15 protein-coding genes and 1 pseudogene are annotated in these 15,671 nt (G+C 75.0%); 12 read left to right on the forward strand and 4 right to left on the reverse strand.

From position 1 onward, the window contains the following. The first annotated feature begins 204 nt into the window (after positions 1-204). The 3 genes and pseudogenes from ACIP82_RS22300 (at position 205) to ACIP82_RS22310 (ending at position 1,669) form a co-directional block, all read left to right on the forward strand. Complete coding sequence (locus ACIP82_RS22300) at positions 205-888, forward strand: TetR/AcrR family transcriptional regulator (RefSeq protein ID WP_400655463.1); 684 nt, start codon at positions 205-207, stop codon at positions 886-888. Continuing rightward, positions 885-1,268: pseudogene (locus ACIP82_RS22305) on the forward strand (carotenoid oxygenase family protein); the annotation flags it as partial. The gene ACIP82_RS22300 and the pseudogene ACIP82_RS22305, both read left to right, overlap by 4 nt. Positions 1,269-1,402: 134 nt before the next feature. After that, complete coding sequence (locus ACIP82_RS22310; RefSeq protein WP_400655542.1) at positions 1,403-1,669, forward strand: carotenoid oxygenase family protein; 267 nt, start codon at positions 1,403-1,405, stop codon at positions 1,667-1,669. 22 nt (positions 1,670-1,691) lie between these two features. Here the strand turns inward: ACIP82_RS22310 and ACIP82_RS22315 are convergent, their stop codons facing one another. Continuing rightward, the gene (locus ACIP82_RS22315) at positions 1,692-2,789 is read right to left on the reverse strand and encodes a hypothetical protein (protein WP_400655465.1); all 1,098 of its coding nucleotides are present in this window, start codon (positions 2,787-2,789) and stop codon (positions 1,692-1,694) included. A 144-nt stretch (positions 2,790-2,933) separates the two neighbouring features. Here ACIP82_RS22315 and ACIP82_RS22320 point away from each other — a divergent pair, with 144 nt between their 5' ends. The 3 genes from ACIP82_RS22320 (at position 2,934) to ACIP82_RS22330 (ending at position 6,145) form a co-directional block, all read left to right on the forward strand. Next, positions 2,934-3,983 carry a phosphotransferase family protein gene (locus ACIP82_RS22320; protein ID WP_400655468.1) on the forward strand — a complete coding sequence of 350 codons (1,050 nt, stop codon included), beginning with the start codon at positions 2,934-2,936 and terminating at the stop codon, positions 3,981-3,983. Between the two features lie 3 nt (positions 3,984-3,986). Continuing rightward, positions 3,987-5,240 carry an acyl-CoA dehydrogenase family protein gene (locus ACIP82_RS22325; RefSeq protein WP_400655470.1) on the forward strand — a complete coding sequence of 418 codons (1,254 nt, stop codon included), beginning with the start codon at positions 3,987-3,989 and terminating at the stop codon, positions 5,238-5,240. Between the two features lie 125 nt (positions 5,241-5,365). Next, positions 5,366-6,145, forward strand: a complete 780-nt coding sequence (locus ACIP82_RS22330; RefSeq protein WP_400655473.1) for an SDR family NAD(P)-dependent oxidoreductase — start codon at positions 5,366-5,368, stop codon at positions 6,143-6,145. On the opposite strand, the gene ACIP82_RS22335 is transcribed toward ACIP82_RS22330, so the two are convergent. Next, positions 6,118-6,306 (reverse strand): hypothetical protein, encoded by a 189-nt coding sequence (locus ACIP82_RS22335; protein ID WP_400655475.1) that lies wholly within the window; start codon positions 6,304-6,306, stop codon positions 6,118-6,120. The two genes, ACIP82_RS22330 and ACIP82_RS22335, sit on opposite strands and share 28 nt — an antisense overlap. Continuing rightward, complete coding sequence (locus ACIP82_RS22340; RefSeq protein WP_400655477.1) at positions 6,303-7,061, reverse strand: SDR family oxidoreductase; 759 nt, start codon at positions 7,059-7,061, stop codon at positions 6,303-6,305. Before ACIP82_RS22340 ends, ACIP82_RS22335 begins: the two co-directional genes overlap by 4 nt. 184 nt (positions 7,062-7,245) lie before the next feature. Between ACIP82_RS22340 and ACIP82_RS22345 the strand changes: the two genes are divergently transcribed. From ACIP82_RS22345 to ACIP82_RS22365, 5 genes are all read left to right on the forward strand, one after another. Continuing rightward, entirely contained in the window at positions 7,246-7,878 is a 633-nt protein-coding gene (locus ACIP82_RS22345; RefSeq protein WP_363612070.1) for a TetR/AcrR family transcriptional regulator, read from the forward strand. Positions 7,879-8,247: 369 nt separating this feature from the next. After that, positions 8,248-8,748, forward strand: coding sequence for a GNAT family N-acetyltransferase (locus ACIP82_RS22350; RefSeq protein WP_363612116.1), 501 nt, complete (start codon positions 8,248-8,250; stop codon positions 8,746-8,748). A 139-nt stretch (positions 8,749-8,887) separates the two neighbouring features. Further along, entirely contained in the window at positions 8,888-9,973 is a 1,086-nt protein-coding gene (locus ACIP82_RS22355) for an RNA ligase family protein (protein WP_400655480.1), read from the forward strand. 296 nt (positions 9,974-10,269) lie between these two features. Beyond that, positions 10,270-11,997, forward strand: a complete 1,728-nt coding sequence (locus ACIP82_RS22360) for a glycosyltransferase family 2 protein (protein WP_363612074.1) — start codon at positions 10,270-10,272, stop codon at positions 11,995-11,997. Between the two features lie 166 nt (positions 11,998-12,163). After that, positions 12,164-14,392, forward strand: a complete 2,229-nt coding sequence (locus ACIP82_RS22365) for an acyltransferase family protein (RefSeq protein ID WP_400655484.1) — start codon at positions 12,164-12,166, stop codon at positions 14,390-14,392. Positions 14,393-14,547: 155 nt separating this feature from the next. On the opposite strand, the gene ACIP82_RS22370 is transcribed toward ACIP82_RS22365, so the two are convergent. Further along, positions 14,548-15,078 carry a hypothetical protein gene (locus ACIP82_RS22370; RefSeq protein ID WP_400655487.1) on the reverse strand — a complete coding sequence of 177 codons (531 nt, stop codon included), beginning with the start codon at positions 15,076-15,078 and terminating at the stop codon, positions 14,548-14,550. Positions 15,079-15,418: 340 nt separating this feature from the next. Between ACIP82_RS22370 and ACIP82_RS22375 the strand changes: the two genes are divergently transcribed. Further along, complete coding sequence (locus ACIP82_RS22375; RefSeq protein ID WP_363612080.1) at positions 15,419-15,649, forward strand: hypothetical protein; 231 nt, start codon at positions 15,419-15,421, stop codon at positions 15,647-15,649. Positions 15,650-15,671: the final 22 nt, after the last annotated feature.

The raw sequence follows: 15,671 nt of genomic DNA on the forward strand, positions 1-15,671 counted from the left end.
GGGGGGGGCCGGCCCCCCCCCCCCGCCCCCCGCGGGCGGGGGGGGGGCGGGGGCGGGGGGCCCGGGGGGGGGGGCCCCCCCCCCCCGCCCGCCCGGGCGGGCGCGGCCCGCCCCCCGCTGCCGTGTCAGGGCCCTTTCGGCTGGACGGAGTTGGTTCGGCGGCGGGCCTGGTAACAACGTTACCCATCAGATGCGGTGTTACCCATGAGCACGCTCTACCAGGACGCCCTGCGGCGCGGCCAGGAGGCCGCGCGCGCCGCGATCCTCGACCGCGCCATCGCCCTGCTGGTCGAGGAGGGGTCCGCCGCGCTGACCATGCGGCGGATCGCCACCGAGATCGGTGCGTCGACCAAAGTCCTCTACACCATGTTCGGTGGCAAGGACGGGCTGGCCGACGCCCTGTACCGGGAGGGGTTCGCCCGGCTCCGCCGGGCCCAGGAGCGCGTCCCGCGCACCGCCGACCCGCTGGCCCACCTCGACCACCTCGGCACCGCCTACCGGCGGCACGCGCTGGCCGAACCCGCCTACTACCGGGTCATGTTCGAACAGGCCGTTCCCGGCTACCGGCCGAGCGCCGAGGCCCTGGCGGTGGCCGCGACCGCCTTCGACACCTCCGTGGCGGCCGTGGCCGCCTGCGTCGAGGCCGGCGTCTTCCGCCCCGGCGACGCCCAGGAGATCTCGAAGCTCCTCTGGGCCGCCGCGCACGGGGCGGTGAGCCTGGAACTCGCCGGCCACTTCCCGCCGGACACCGCGGCCCGGTACTACGAGGCGCTGATGACGGCGGTGGGCCACGCCTTCCTCGCCCAGCCGGCTCCCATGACCGGCCAGGGCACGACCGGCCAGGGCACGACCGACCAGAGCACGACCGACCAAGGACGGAACGCATGACCACGTCACTGACGTCCAACCGCTATCTGTCGGGCAGCTTCGCACCCGTCACCGAGGAGGTCACCGCCTACGACCTGCCCGTCACCGGCCGGATACCGGCCCATCTCAGCGGCCGCTATCTGCGCACCGGCCCCAACCCGCTGGGTGTCGAGGACGCCGCCGCGCACATCTGGACCCTCGGCGAGGGCATGGTGCACGGCGTGCGCATCCGCGACGGCCGCGCCGAGTGGTACCGCAACCGCTGGGTCCGCTCCGCCTCGGTCGCCGACCGGCTCGGCGAACCGCGCCGCGGCGCCCCCGTCGACGAGCGGACGGACTTCGCCCCGAACGTCCAGGTGGCCGGGCTGGCCGGCCGTACCTTCGCCCTCATCGAGGGCGGGCTGAAGCCGTACGAACTCACCTACGAGCTCGACACGGTCGGCCCCTGCGACCTCGGTGCGACGCCCGCGGTGCCCGCCGCCCCCGGGACAGCCGGCCGGACGAGGGCTTCAGCAGCGCGCTGCTCAAGCACGACCTGCTCCGAGGCGCCACCGAGGCACACGAGTTCGGGCGGTTCGGAGCCGTCGGGGAGGGCGTGTTCGTCCCTGCCGAGTCGTCCGCCGCCGAGGACGACGGGTACGTCATGGCCTACGCCCACAACCCCGAGCGCGGCGCAGCCGACCTGGTCATCCTCGCCGCCCAGGACTTCACCGGCGAACCGCTCGCCCGCGTCCACCTGCCTGTCCGCGTCCCGCTCGGTCTGCACGGCAACTGGGTACCGGACGACCGGTCGACCGGCTGAGCGCGGGCCCGCCCGCCGGCCGTCACGCCCCGCCGTCCGGAGGCGGGCGGCGGTCGGTGGGGCGGGCCGGGGGGATGGCGGCGGTGCGGAAGTCGCGGGGGCCGGTCCACAGGGCGGGCACGGCGTCGCTGCGGCGGGCCAGTTCGTAGGCCAGCGCCTCGTAGTTGACCCGCCAGCCGTGGAAGTGCGGCCAGGCCTCGGCGGCCGGGCGCTCGCGGGGGAAGCCGGCGGCGGTGATCATCGAGACGGCCGCGTCGAACTCGGCGAAGGTCAGGAGTACCGGGGTGTCCGGCGTCGGGTCCGGGTCGAAGCCGACCCGCAGTGAGCGGGCGATGTCGCGCATCGCCGTGAACCCGGCCCGCAGCACCAGCCTGGCCTCCGGCGGCGCGGAGTCCGGGGAGACCGCCAGGTGGATCGCGGCCGCGTCCATCACCGTGACCAGGCCCACCACCCAGCTGCGGTGCGGCCGCGGGGAGCGGAAGGAGAGCAGCACCGGGTAGTTGGAGTGGCTCTCGCCGATGTCGGCGGCCAGCCGCTCCCAGTCGCGGTACAGCTGGGGGAGCGCCGTCTCGGTGTCCACCAGCCACTGCCGTGCCAGCAGTTCCGGCCCCCAGGCGGGTTCCCCGGCCCGGGACTGCAGCAGGGTCACCTCCACCTCGCGCCGGTTGTACGCGGCGTAGAGGGTCGGCAGATAGGCGATCTGCAGGGCGATCACCAGCGGCCCGCTGGCGGCGGCCAGGAAGTCCAGCGCGGACAGGTGCAGCCGCTCCCCGCTCGCGAAGCCCAGCGTGAAGAGGCTGGAACCGGCCTCCCGGAACGACACCGCCCAGTTCAGCTCCGAGATGCCGTGCAGCAGCAGGGTGTACGCCAGCAGCATCGAGCTCAGCCACACCGCGAGCATGCCCAGCAGGATCAGCGGCGCCAGCCAGGTCTGCGCCCGGTCCTGCGCGTGGTAGGTGCCGAACGGCGCTGCGGACAGCCGCAGCAGCGTCCGCAGCCCCCACCAGAGCCGGTACGCCAGCGCGGAGTACAGACCGCGCGGGACGACCAGGGTGCGCAGGATGCTGGCGATGGTGAGCAGCAGGATCAGCACGCCGGCCAGGGTGTGGATCAGCCTCATGACGCCATTGTGGCGGCCGGACGGGGTGGCGGCGGCGCGGGCCCGGCGGGCGGCGCCGGAGCGCCGGGGCATTGACAGGGCGCGGCACCCGGTTGAATGCTAAGCAAGCGCTTAGTCAGCCACCCCGGACCCAGGAGCGAGCCCATGCCCGACACCCCCGCCGACCCGCCCGGCCTGGACCTCGCCCGGCTCCGCGCCCATCTCGACCGCGCGCTGCCCGGCACCGTCCAGGGGCCGCTGCGGGCCGAGTTGATCGAGGGCGGCCGCTCCAACCTCACCTACCGCCTCACCGACGGCACCTCCCGCTGGGTGCTGCGCCGCCCGCCGCTCGGGCACGTCCTCGCCACCGCGCACGACATGGGCCGCGAGCACCGGGTGATGACCGCCCTGCGCGACACCGGCGTCCCCGTCCCCGCCACCCTGCTGCTGGACCGGGGGACGGACGTGCTCGGCGCGCCCTGGTACCTGATGGAGCACGTCCCCGGGACGGCGCACCGCGACGCGGCCGCCCTCGGCGCTCTCGGGGAGCAGCGCGTCCACGCCCTCGGCCACCGCCTGGTCGACACCCTCGCCACCCTGCACCGGATCGACCCGGTCGCCGTCGGAATCGCCGACTTCGGCCGCCCCGAGGGCTACCTGGAGCGCCAGCTGCGCCGCTGGTCCACCCAGCTGGAGGCCTCCCGCAGCCGTGAACTGCCCGGCGTCGACCGCCTGCACGGCCTGCTCGCCGAACGGCTGCCCGCCTCCCCGGCGCCCGCCCTGGTCCACGGCGACTACCGGCTCGACAACGTGCTGGTGGACTCCTCGGACCGGTCCGGCGACACCATCACCGCCGTCCTGGACTGGGAGATGTCCACTCTGGGCGACCCGCTCACCGACGTCGGCCTGCTGGTGATGTACACCGAGCTCGCCGGCGTCGGCGGCGGCATCATCCCCTCCGCCGCCACCGCCCCAGGCTTCCCGGCCGCCGGGGAACTGGTCGCCCGGTACGCGGAGAACACCGGCCGCGACGCCGCCGACCTCCACTGGTACGTCGCCTTCGCGTCCTTCAAGCTCGCCGTGGTCGCCGAGGGCATCCACTACCGCTACCGGCAGGGCCGCACCCTGGGCACCGGCTTCGAACGGGCGGGCGAGATGGCGCCCGTCCTCGCCGAACACGGCCTCACCACCCTCGACGCCCTCAAGGAGCGCTGACCGATGGACTTCGCCCACGACGCCCGGACGCTCGAACTGCGCGAGCGGCTGCTGGCCTTCATGGACCAGCACGTTCATCCCGCCGAACCCGTCCTGGAGGCCCAGCTCGCCGATCCGGCCCGCGCCCCCTGGGCCGTTCCGCCGATCGTCGCCGACCTCCGGACCGAGGCGCGCGAACAGGGCCTCTGGAACCTTTTTCTGTCACAGCAGCACAGCCTGCCCGGCAGCGAGGGCGCCGGCCTCACCAACCTCCAGTACGCGCCGCTCGCCGAGATCACCGGACGCAGCCCCCAGCTCGCGCCGCCCGCCCTCAACTGCGCCGCGCCCGACACCGGCAACATGGAACTCCTCGCCCAGTTCGGCACCGCCGAGCAGCGCGAGCGCTGGCTGCGCCCCCTCCTCGCCGCCGAGATCCGCTCCGCCTTCGCGATGACCGAGCCCGACGTCGCCTCCTCCGATGCCGCCAACATCGCCACCCGGATCCGGCGCGACGGGGACACGTACGTCGTCGACGGGCGCAAGTGGTACATCACCGGGGCGATGAACCCGGAGTGCCGGATCCTCATCGTCATGGGCCTGACCGACCCCGCCGCCGAGCCGCACCGGCGGCAGAGCATGATCCTCGTCCCGCGCGACACCCCCGGCGTCACGGTGCGGCGCGGCATGAAGGTCTTCGGCTACGACGACGCCGACCACGGCGGCCACGCCGAGATCCACTTCGACGGCGTCAGGGTCCCCGCCGCCAACCTGATCGGCGAGGAGGGCTCCGGCTTCGCCATCGCCCAGGCCCGGCTCGGGCCCGGCCGGATCCACCACTGCATGCGGGCCATCGGCATCGCCGAGCGCGCCGTCGAGCTGATGTGCCGGCGCACCCTGGAGCGGGTCGCCTTCGGCCGTCCGCTCGCCGACCAGGGCGTCGTCCAGGACTGGATCGCCGAGTCCCGGGTGCGGATCGAGCAACTGCGGCTGCTGGTGCTCAAGACCGCCTGGCTGATGGACACCGTCGGCAACCGCGGCGCGCACACCGAGATCCAGGCCATCAAGATCGCCACCCCGCGCACCGTCGAGTGGATCCTCGACAAGGCCGTCCAGGCGCACGGCGCCGCCGGGGTCAGCCAGGACACCCCGCTCGCCCAGCTCTGGGCCGGGAACCGCACGCTGCGCCTGGCCGACGGGCCGGACGAGGTGCACAAGCGCTCGCTCGCCCGGCGCGAGCTGCGGCGCCACCGGGAGGGGGCCGCGGAGGGGGGCCGGTAGGGAGGAGCTGGAAGGGGGCCGTGTGCCCGGAGCCGTACTGCCGAAGCCGCCCGGCTTCGGCAGTACTCGTCCTGGGCTGAACCGTTCCCGGATCCGACCGGGACAGCGCGAGGGGAGGGGCGATCATGGGTGAACTGGACGGCAGGACCGCACTGGTGACGGGTGGTTCGCGCGGGATCGGGCGCGCGGTCGCCCTGCGGCTCGCCGCCGAGGGGGCGCTGGTCGCGGTCCACTACGGCGGCAACGACGCGGCCGCCGCGGAGGCGGTGGCGCTGATCGCCGGGGCCGGCGGGCGGGCGTTCGCGGTGCGGGCCCGGTTCGGCGAGAGCGGCGCGGTGGACCGGTTGTTCGAGGGGCTCACCGCCGGGCTGGCGGAGCACGGCGCGGACGGCCTGGACATCCTGGTCAACAACGCGGGCATCCACTCGGTCAGTTCGATCGGGCAGCTCACCGAGGAGGAGTTCGAGCGGCTGCTGGCGGTCAACGTGAGCGCGCCGGTCTTCGTGGTCCAGCGGGCGCTGCCGCTGTTGCGGGACGGCGGGCGGATCGTCAGCATCGGCTCGGCGGCCACCCGGATCGCGGCCGCCGGCCAGATCGGCTACACCGTCACCAAGGCGGCGCTGGCGGCCCTCGGCCCGTCGCTCGCCAACGAACTGGGCCGGCGCGGGATCACCGTGAACACGGTCGCCCCCGGGGTGGTGCGGACCGACATGATCGCCGGCTACACCTCGGCTCCCGAGGCGATGGCCGGACTCGAGTCGATCACCGCGCTCGGACGGATCGGCGAGCCGGAGGACATCGCGGACGTGGTGGGCTTCCTGGCCGGTCCGCAGGGGCGCTGGGTGACCGGCCAGACCATCGACGTCTCCGGCGGCACCTACCTCGGACCGATCACGGCCGGGTGATCCCCGCCGGCAAGGGCCACCGCTCCGCCGGACTCGGCCGGGCCCAGCGCCGTCGGTGCCGGCAGCGCCTCGCCGACCGCGCCGGCGCCGGTGACCGCCGTGCCCTGGCCGGTGAAGCCGCCGGCCGGGCCGTCCGCCCCGGAGCTCCGGTCGGTGCTCACAGGCCGCCGCCGAGGGTGACGCCGCCGTCCACCACCAGGGTCTGGCCGGTGATCCAGGCGGCGTCCGAGGAGAGCAGGAAGGCGACCGCGCCCGCGACGTCCTCCGGCACTCCGAGCCGCCCGAGCGGGTACGCGGCGGCGACCTGTTCCTCCCGGCCCTCGTAGAGCGCCTCGGCGAACCGCGTCTTGACCACGGCGGGCGCGACGGCGTTGATCCGGATCCCCTGGCCGCCGAGTTCGGCGGCGAGTTCGGCGGTCAGCCGGATCAGCGCGGCCTTGCTCACCCCGTACAGGCCGATGCCGAGCGAGGCGCGGATGCCCGCGACGGACGCCACGTTGACCACCGAGCCGCCGTGCTCGCCCATCCAGGCGGCGTGGGCGCGGCGGGTCCAGGCGAGCGGGGCCAGCACGTTGACGGCCAGGATCTTGGCGGCGACGGCGTCGTCGGTGGCCAGCACCGGGCCGTGGACGGGGTTGATCCCGGTGTTGTTGACCAGGTGGTCGAGCCGTCCGAAGGCCTCCATCGTGCGGGCGACGGCCTCCTCCTGGTGGGCCGGGTCGTCGGCCTTGCCGGCGATGCCGATCGCGACGTCGGGCCCGCCCAGGTCGCGGACGGCCTCGGCGAGCGGTTCGGGGGTGCGGGCGGTCAGGCAGACCTTCGCCCCCCGGGCGACGAGCTCGCGCGCGATCCCGAGGCCGATGCCCCGGCTGGATCCGGTGACGACGGCCACCTGGCCCTTGAAGGAGTGCACCACGGAGGGTCCTTTCGCACGCGTTCGACGGAGTCGGCGGTTCGGCGAGGGGTGGGGCGCGGGCCGGGCCCGGTGGCCCGGCGTGACTAAGCGCTTGCTCAGCATGCGGTCGGTGCGGGACGCTGTCAACAGTCCGCCGGGGCGTCCGGCCGGAACGTCTGTACGAGTCTTCTGCGAGGATGACGCCATGACGAGCACGCCCATCGCCGACCTCTGGCCCGCCCTGCCCGGCGGCCCCGACGCCCGCCCCGAGGCGGCCTACCGGCTGATCCAGGCGGCCGTCGAATCGTTCGCCGAGCGCGGCTTCCACGCCACCACCACCCGGGACATCGCCACCGCCGCCGGGATGAGCCCGGCCGCGCTGTACATCCACTACCCGTCGAAGGCCGCCCTGCTGGCCGAGATCAGCCGGGCCGGGCACGCGGCCACGCTGGCGCTGGTCCGGGCGGCGGCGGCCGGCGAGGGGGGCCCGGTGGCACGGATGCGGCGGCTGGTGGAGGAGTTCACGGCCTGGCACGCCCGGGCGCGGACGGTCGGCCGGGTGGTCAACTACGAACTGCACGCGCTGCCCGAGGACGCCTACGCGGTGGTCGCGGCGCTCCGGCTGGACATCGAGCGCGAGGTCAGCGCGATCATCGGGGCGGGCGTCGAGGCCGGGGTCTTCCAGGTCGCCGAGGTGCGGACGGCGGCCCGCGCCGTCACCTCGCTGGGCATCGACGTCTCCCGCTGGTACACCGACCGCAGCAGCGAGACACCGGAGGAACTCGGCCGCCGGTACGGCGAGTTGGTGCTGCGGATGCTGGGCGCCCGGGTGGCCTGAGCGGCGGCGCGGGCAGATCGTGGCACCGCGTCGGGTGCGATCGGCCAGGGCGGTGGCCTGCCCTGTCTTCCCGGCCGCCTCCTGAACCGCCGTCACGGGGCCGGGCCGGTCCCTGCCGGATCCGTGCTCCGCCCCCGGCCTCTCGGATCCGGCCCGCGGTGCCGCTGAGCTGCTGTGGCACGATTCCTGAGGGCCGACATCCGTGCGGCCGCCGCACCACCGAGGAAGGGGACCGCCGTGCCCGAGACCACCCGAGACGCCCAGCCCGCCACCGACCTGTCGGAGGCGGTCCGGCCCGCCGACCGGGGCGACACCGCCGCGCCCGCCGCCGTCGCCCCGGTCGGCGGGCCCGCCTTCCGCCCGGCGACCCTGGCCGATGTGCCCGCCCTGGTCGAACTCGTCGAGTCCGCCTACCGGGGCGACGCCAGCCGGGCCGGCTGGACCACCGAGGCCGACCTGCTGGAGGGGCAGCGGACCGACGCCGAGGGCGTCACCGCCGCGATCACCCACCCGGACGGCGTCGTCCTGATCGCCGAGCAGGATGGTGAACTGCTGGCCTGCTGCCAGCTGGAACGCCGGGGCGAGCGCGCCTACTTCGGCATGTTCTCGGTGCGCCCCGGCCGCCAGGGCGGCGGCCTCGGCCGGGCCGTTCTCACGGAGGCCGAGCGGGTCGCGGGGGAGTGGGGCGCCGCCGAGCTGGAGATGACGGTGATCGAGCAGCGGTCCGACCTGATCGCCTGGTACGAGCGCCGGGGCTTCCACCGCACCGGTGTCCACACCCCGTTCCCGTACGGCGACGAGCGCTTCGGCATCCCGCTCCGGCCCGACCTGCGGTTCGAGACGCTGACCAAGTCCGTGGCCGGGCGCTGAGGGGCCGCGGACCGGCCCGCTCCCGGCCGCCCCGGCCCGGGGCGGCCGGGTCCTGGGCCGTCCTCCCGCCGCCCGCCGGCCCGACGCGGGCGGCCAAATTCCGTTGCCCGCCGCCGGGCGTGCGGCGGATGATCCTCTGATGTCCGATATCGCATCCCAGCCCCCCGCCCTGCTGCCCTACCCCAAGATCCCCGCCGGCGGACGGCTCGGCGGCTTCGCGGTCCGGGAATGGGTCGCCGCCGAGAAGGTGCACGGAGCGCACTTCGCCGTTGTCTGCGATCGCTCCGGAGTCCGTCCGGCCAAACGGCGCGAGCTGCTGGGCGACGAACTGCTCGACGGTTTCTTCGGCGTCAGCAGGATCTGGCCCGCGCTGGCCGTGGCCGCGGCCCGCTTCGCCGCGGTACTGCGCACGGCCCGGGGCGGGGCACCTGGCGAACCCGGCGGCGCGACGGACGCGGACGGCGACGACGCGGTGGTGACCATCTACGGCGAACTGGCCGGCGGCCGTTACCCGCACCCGGACGTTCCCGCGGAGCCCGGAAGCGAGCCGGTGCAGACCGGGGTGTGGTACGCGCCGGGCCTGCACTGGCTGCTCTTCGACGCCCATGTCGCCACCGCCTCCGGCGACCGCCGCTGGATCTCCGACCGTTCCCTTCGCCGAGCCGCCGCCGCGGCGGGGCTCACCTGCGTGCCCGCACTCGGGCACGGTCCGCTGAACACGCTGCAGCAGCTGCCGAGCACATTCCGCACCAAGGTCCCCGCCGCCCTCGGACTGCCCGAACTGGACGACAACCTCGCCGAAGGCTACGTCCTCAAGCCGGCCGGGGAGTGGCACGAGACCGACACCCCGGAGGCCGAAAACCGCCCGGTCGCCAAGGTGAAGCAACCCGCGTTCGCGGAGGACGCGCGCTACAACGGCGCACGGCCCTACCTGCCACCGCCGCACGGTGTGACCGGGGTGCCCGCCTGGCTCCTGATCGAAGCCACGGCCCTGCTCACCCCGGCCCGCGCCGCCGCGGCGGTCAGCAAACTCGGCCCCTCCACCCCCGCGGCCGTGGTGGCCGCCGAAATCGCCCAGGACGCCAGGGAGGAGATCGCCTCGGCCATCGGGGGCCTGGAGGAGGCGCCCGCCCGGTCCCTGGAACAGGCACTGCTCCCGGGCGCCCGCACCCTCGCCCTGCTGGACGCCGCCGACCGCCGCACGGGCGGTGAGCGCCGCGGATAGCACCGCCAACGGGGTGGCGGAACCGTTGACGAACCGTCACGACCTGCACGTTCGGATGATCGTGCGGGGAATGGCGGCGATCCCCCGCGCCCACCGACGAGTTCGCCCGAACCCTCGACCAGCACTCGGACACTTGTGCGGACTGATCCACTCCTGTGTGATCATGACGGACCGTCAAAGTCCTGACCTGCGGCAATACGCAGATGTCATACCTTGTTAACGATTGGTCTAGGCCAATATGAGAGGCTGACGGCAGAACGGCCACGTCCCGTCCCAGCCCAGGGGGCTATCTCCGCATGCCCGTACTCCATGGCACCGCCATGCCCGCATCCGACACCGGTCCGCGCCGGATACCCGCGGACCCGTCCCTGCGACTGCCCAGTCCGCCCGACGACGAGGAGCTCTACTGGTACTTCGGCCCGCAGCGCCGCTGGGTGCTGCTCTGCGCCACCCTCTCCTACGCCGGAGCCACCGCCACGCTCGGCCTGTTCGCGCTCAGCCGCCCGCTGCTCTGGCCGTTCCTGCTGCTGACCGTGCTCAACGCCGTCACCTGGCTGCTCTCCCTCACCGACGGCCAGCGCTCGCGCCGCTTCACCCGTGACTCGCACGACCTGCTGCTGGGCGCCTGGCGGCCCGCCCGGTGCCCCGGTGTCGACGTGCTGCTGCCGACCGCCGGCGAACCGCTCGCCGTCCTCGACAACGCCTACCGCCACACCGCCGCCGTCCGCTGGCCCGGCCGGCTGACCGTCCTGGTGCTCGACGACGCGGACCGCCCCGAGGTGCGCGAACTCGCCGAGTCGTACGGCTTCCAGTACCGAGCCCGTCCCGACCGCGGCCGGTTCAAGAAGGCCGGCAACCTCAACCACGGCCTCGCCGAGGGCAACGGCGACATCATCGCCGTCCTCGACGCCGACTTCTGCCCGCGCCCCGACTTCCTGCACCACCTGGTGCCCTACCTCGACAACCCCGAGGTCGGCATCGTGCAGAGCCCGCAGTGCTTCGACACCGACCCCGACATGTCGTGGCTGGAGCGGGCCGCCGGCGCCACCCAGGAGATCTTCTACCGCTGGATCCAGCCCTCCCGGGACGCCCAGGACGGCACCGTCTGCTGCGGCACCAACGCGCTCTACCGGCGCGCCGCCCTGGAACGGGTCGGCGGCTTCGCGGAGATCGACCACAGCGAGGACCTCTACACCGGCCTCTCGCTGGCCCGTGCCGGCTGGACCACCCGCTACGTCCCCGCGCTGGTCGCCAAGGGCATGTCGCCGACCGGACTGCCCGCCTTCATCAGCCAGCAGTACCGCTGGTGCCTCGGCTCGCTCGCGCTGGTCCGTGACCCGGGCTTCCGCCGCGGCCCGCTCTCCCGCTCCGCCCGGCTCTGCTTCTGGAACGGCATCCTCGGCTACCTCACCAGCGCGGTGAACGTCTTCGCCATCCCGCTGCCGGCGCTGATCATGCTGTTCTTCGCCCCCTCCGAGATCGAGCCCTGGCAGGTCCTGCCGTTCCTGCCGCCGATCTGGGTCGCGCTGGTGCTGCTGCCCGCGATGTCCCGCACCCGGTGGCGATTCGAGGTCACCCGGGTCCAGCTCCTCGGCGGGCTCTGCCACGTGGTCGCCATCGCGCACGCGCTGCGCCGCCGCAGCGCCGACTGGGTGCCCACCGGCGCGGTGTCGGGCGGCAGTTCACTGGCCCGGGCGGTCGCCCGGATCGGCGTCGGCTGGCTCGGCTTCGTCATCCTCGCCGGGATCGCAGGTCTCGCCCGGGCCGTCGCGCTGCGCGGCTGGCAGCCGTACTGGGCGCTGATCGCGCTGCTCTCGCTGACCGCCTACACCATGATCCCGCTCATCCGGTCCCTGTGGCCCCTGCTGCGCGGTGGCGACGGTGCCGCCGTGGCCGAGGTCGCCCCGCCCGTCCGGCGCAGCTCCGACCTGCGCTTCGGCCGGGCGGAGGCGGTGGCCGTCACCGCCGTGCTGCTGCTCTGCGGGCTGCTGGCGTCCGGCTGGGCCGACCCCCTGATGTTCTGACCGGCCCCTCGCCCCCCGGTTCCTCCCGCTTCACCTTCCCTCTGCTCCACCCTCCCTCTGCTCCACCTTCCTTGCGCGTCGCCCCACCGGCGCGGACCCGCCGCCCGGCCGCCCCATCGGCCCGGCAGCCCCGACCACCGCTGCCAGCCCTGCAAGGAGCACCGCCGTGTCAACGGCCGTACCACCGTCGAGCGCCGAGCCGTCGAGCGCCGAGCCGTCGAACCCACCGCAGTCGGCGGACGCCGTCCTGCCGGACGTCGTGCTGTCGACCGCCGTCCTGTCGAGCGCCGCCCCGTCGGGTGACGTGTTACCGGACACCGTGCGCATCGACCGCGCACCCGACCCCGGCCACCGGACCGCCCTGGCGGCGCCACCGGCCGAGGAACCACGCAAGCGGGCGGCCTTCCGCCCCGACATCGAGGGCGTGCGCGGCATCGCCGTGCTGTCCGTCCTCGCCTTCCACGCCTCCGTCCCCGCCTTCACCGGCGGCTACGTCGGCGTCGACATCTTCTTCGTCATCTCCGGCTTTCTCATCACCGGGCTGCTGCTCGGCCGGCCCATCGGCCTCTGGGACTTCGCCGCGCGCCGAGCCCGCCGCATCCTGCCCGCCGCCGCCGTCGTCCTGGTCGCCACCGCGCTCGCCGGCGGCGCCCTGCTCGACCCGCTGCGCGGCACCGACCTCGCCCGCGACCTGATCGCCGCCGCCGGGCAGTTCGCCAACTGGCGGTTCGTCGGCCAGCAGACCGACTACCTCGCCGCCGAACGCGACCCCAGCCCACTCCAGCACTTCTGGTCGCTCGGCGTGGAGAACCAGTTCTACCTGCTCTGGGGCGTCCTGTTGCTCGGCCTGGTCCGCTACCTCCGGGGCCGCCGCCGCACCACCGCGATCACCCTCGCGACCGTCGCCATCGGCGCCGTCTCGCTGCTGCTCTGCATCCGCTGGACGGCCGGCTCGGCGCCACTGGGCTACTTCTCCACCGCCAGCCGCCTCTGGGAGTTCGCGGCCGGCGCCTGCGCCGCCCTGCTCGGCTCCGCCCTCGCCGCCCGGCTGTCGAACGGCGGCCGCGCCGCGGGCCCGGCCGACCGGGCACTGCGGTTGCTCGGCTGGGGCGGCGCGGCGGCGGTCGTCGTCGCGGTCTTCCACTACGACCGCAACACGCCCTTCCCCGGCAGCGCCGCCCTGCTGCCGGTGCTCGGCACCGCCGCCGTCTTGCTCGCCGGCCCGGCGCACCGCGCACTCGGTGCCACCGACGTCGGCCGGCTGCTCTCCGTCCGCCCGCTGCGGGCCGCCGGCCGGCTCTCCTACGCCTGGTACCTGTGGCACTGGCCGGTGCTGACCATCGCCCAGGCCAGGTACGGCAGCCTGCCGTGGACCACCCTGGTCGCGCTCACCGCCGCCAGCGCCCTGCCGGCCTGGCTCACCATGCGGCTGGTGGAGCAGCCGCTGCGCTACGGCAGCAGCCCGGCGCCGCGCCGGGGCCTCGCCGTCGGTGCCAGCGCACTGGTCATCCCGCTGATCGCCGGGCTGACCCTGGGCGGCGGCACCGTCCGGGCCCTGGGCACGGCCGAGGCGTCCACCGTCGCCCCGGCCGGTGCGGTGGAGGGCCCCGACCTGCTCGCCCCCGGCGTCCGGGTGCTCAGCCTGACGCCCTCGCTGGCCCGGGCCCGGGAGGACTTCCCGCCCGGCAGGGGCTGTGAGATCGCGCTCGGCGCCGACAGCAGCCCGCGCTGCCTGTTCGGCACCGAGGACAGCCCGGACCGGATCGTCCTGATCGGCGACTCGCACGCGGGCCAGTGGATCTCGGGCGCGCTCGCCCTGGCCGAGCAGCGGCACTGGGCGCTGGAGGTGCTGGTCAAGCCCGGCTGCCCGCTGGCCACCCTGACCGTGCGCAACAACGTCCTCGGCCGCACCTTCGACGAGTGCGACCGCTGGCGCGAGAACACCTTCACCCGGCTGGCCACCGGGCCCAAGCCGCGGCTGATCCTGATGGCCGGCCTCAACCGGTACGGCAGCCAGGAGGAGCGCGCCACCGGCTGGACCCGCACCCTGGACCGCCTCACCGCCACCGGCGCCCCACTCGCCTACCTGGGCGACACGCCGATGCCCGGCAAGGACATCCCGACCTGCCTCGCCGCCTCGGACGGGCGTTCCGACGCCTGCTTCTTCCCGCGCGAGACGGCCTTCGAGCGTGACCCGCTGATCGACGGCGGACTCGCCGCGCGCTACCGGGTCCGGGTGCTGGACCTCGGCCCGCTGCTCTGCCCGGGCACCGGCCCGGACTGCCCCGCGGTGCTGGAGGGCGTGGTGCTCTACCGCGACACCGGGCACATCACCGACACGCTGGCCCGGGTGCTGGCGCCCCGGCTGGACCGGGGGCTGCTGCCGGCCGGGTGAGCCGCGCCGCGCGGCCCGGCCGACGGCGGCCCGTCCCCGAACCCCGGGGCGGGCCGCCGTCCGTTCGGGCCCCACGGGCGTCGTGGGCGCCCCCGAACCCGTCGGCACTCGCCCCCTCGGCACCAGGCGGCCCGCGCGGCCGGTGGCCGCCGCGCTCAGCCGTAGACGCTGTGGCAGAGCCGGGACTGCTCCGAGCCGGGCTTCCAGCGGCCGAGGCGCTCCGCCTGGTCGCAGACCGTGCCCGCCCCCGAGCCCGCACCCGCGCCCTGGCCGCCGCCCGGCTTGCCGGCACCCGCACCGTTCGCCGGGGCAGCCTGGGCCGCCGGGGCCGCCGAGGCCGCGGGGGTGGGCGCGGACGCACCGGCGGCGCCGGTGCCGTGGGACGGCGACGGGTGGGGCGTCCGGCCCGGCTTCGGCCGGGCGCTCGCGGAGCGGTCCGGTCCGGAGGGCGTGGCGTTCGACGCCGGGGCGGCCGGTGCCGCCCCGAGGTCGGCCGTTCCGGCGCCGAGCGAGGTCGGGGCGTTCTCCGGCGAGGGTGACGGTGTGGCGGACACCAGCCGCGGCGACACCGGCAGCAGCGCGGGCGCCGCGGACCCGGACGGCGAGGGCGAGGCCTCCGGGACCGGCACCGCCCCGGACAGTTCCTCGTCCGATCCCGGTCCGCACATCACCAGCACGGTCGCCATCACCGCGAGGGTTCCGATGGCCGACGCGCCCCACACCCGGCGCGAGCGCCGGGGCGGTGCGGGCGGGCGCGGCGTGGGTGGCGGCACCGCGGATGCCCCCAGCGGCGGGGGCTGCCACGCCTGTTGCGGCCACTGCCATTGCTGTGCGTGCGTCGGTTGCCCGCTCATCGTCTTGTCCTCCTGCCGCCGAACCCCCCACCGAACCGTGTGCAGTGCTCAACGAGCGTTCCGCCGTCGGGATATGACCCGGAAGAGGGTTCTCCGAGGCCCGCCCGGTCGGCCGTACGCTGCCTGCCGTACCCCGGGTGCGGAGCCCGGGAGCCGACCACATGCTGAGGACATGGAAACCAACAGCACGACGAAGCCCCTGGTCGAGGTGGCCGAGTTCCGTACCGACAGCCGCTACCGCCTGGTGTACTTCGAGGGCCACGGCTGGGAACCCCTGGCGCCGGAGGAGTTCGAGCCCCGGATCCGGCAGCTCTTCCCGGATCTCGACGCGCACGACCCCGTCCGGGTCCACTGGGCCGACCGTCCCTGGGAGTGGCCCGCCTGGCACCCCGGCGAGGCCTGAGCGCTCCGGCCGGGCGCCGGCG

It is taken from the genome of Kitasatospora sp. NPDC088548 (assembly GCF_044753005.1).
Lineage (GTDB): Bacteria > Actinomycetota > Actinomycetes > Streptomycetales > Streptomycetaceae > Kitasatospora.

Coding starts and splice junctions, on each gene's coding strand:
- ACIP82_RS22300 (WP_400655463.1), top strand. CDS start 205: ATGAGCACGCTCTACCAGGACGCCCTGCGGCGCGGCCAGGAGGCCGCG.
- ACIP82_RS22315 (WP_400655465.1), bottom strand. CDS start 2,789: ATGAGGCTGATCCACACCCTGGCCGGCGTGCTGATCCTGCTGCTCACC.
- ACIP82_RS22320 (WP_400655468.1), top strand. CDS start 2,934: ATGCCCGACACCCCCGCCGACCCGCCCGGCCTGGACCTCGCCCGGCTC.
- ACIP82_RS22325 (WP_400655470.1), top strand. CDS start 3,987: ATGGACTTCGCCCACGACGCCCGGACGCTCGAACTGCGCGAGCGGCTG.
- ACIP82_RS22330 (WP_400655473.1), top strand. CDS start 5,366: ATGGGTGAACTGGACGGCAGGACCGCACTGGTGACGGGTGGTTCGCGC.
- ACIP82_RS22345 (WP_363612070.1), top strand. CDS start 7,246: ATGACGAGCACGCCCATCGCCGACCTCTGGCCCGCCCTGCCCGGCGGC.
- ACIP82_RS22355 (WP_400655480.1), top strand. CDS start 8,888: ATGTCCGATATCGCATCCCAGCCCCCCGCCCTGCTGCCCTACCCCAAG.
- ACIP82_RS22360 (WP_363612074.1), top strand. CDS start 10,270: ATGCCCGTACTCCATGGCACCGCCATGCCCGCATCCGACACCGGTCCG.
- ACIP82_RS22370 (WP_400655487.1), bottom strand. CDS start 15,078: ATGGCGACCGTGCTGGTGATGTGCGGACCGGGATCGGACGAGGAACTG.
- ACIP82_RS22375 (WP_363612080.1), top strand. CDS start 15,419: ATGGAAACCAACAGCACGACGAAGCCCCTGGTCGAGGTGGCCGAGTTC.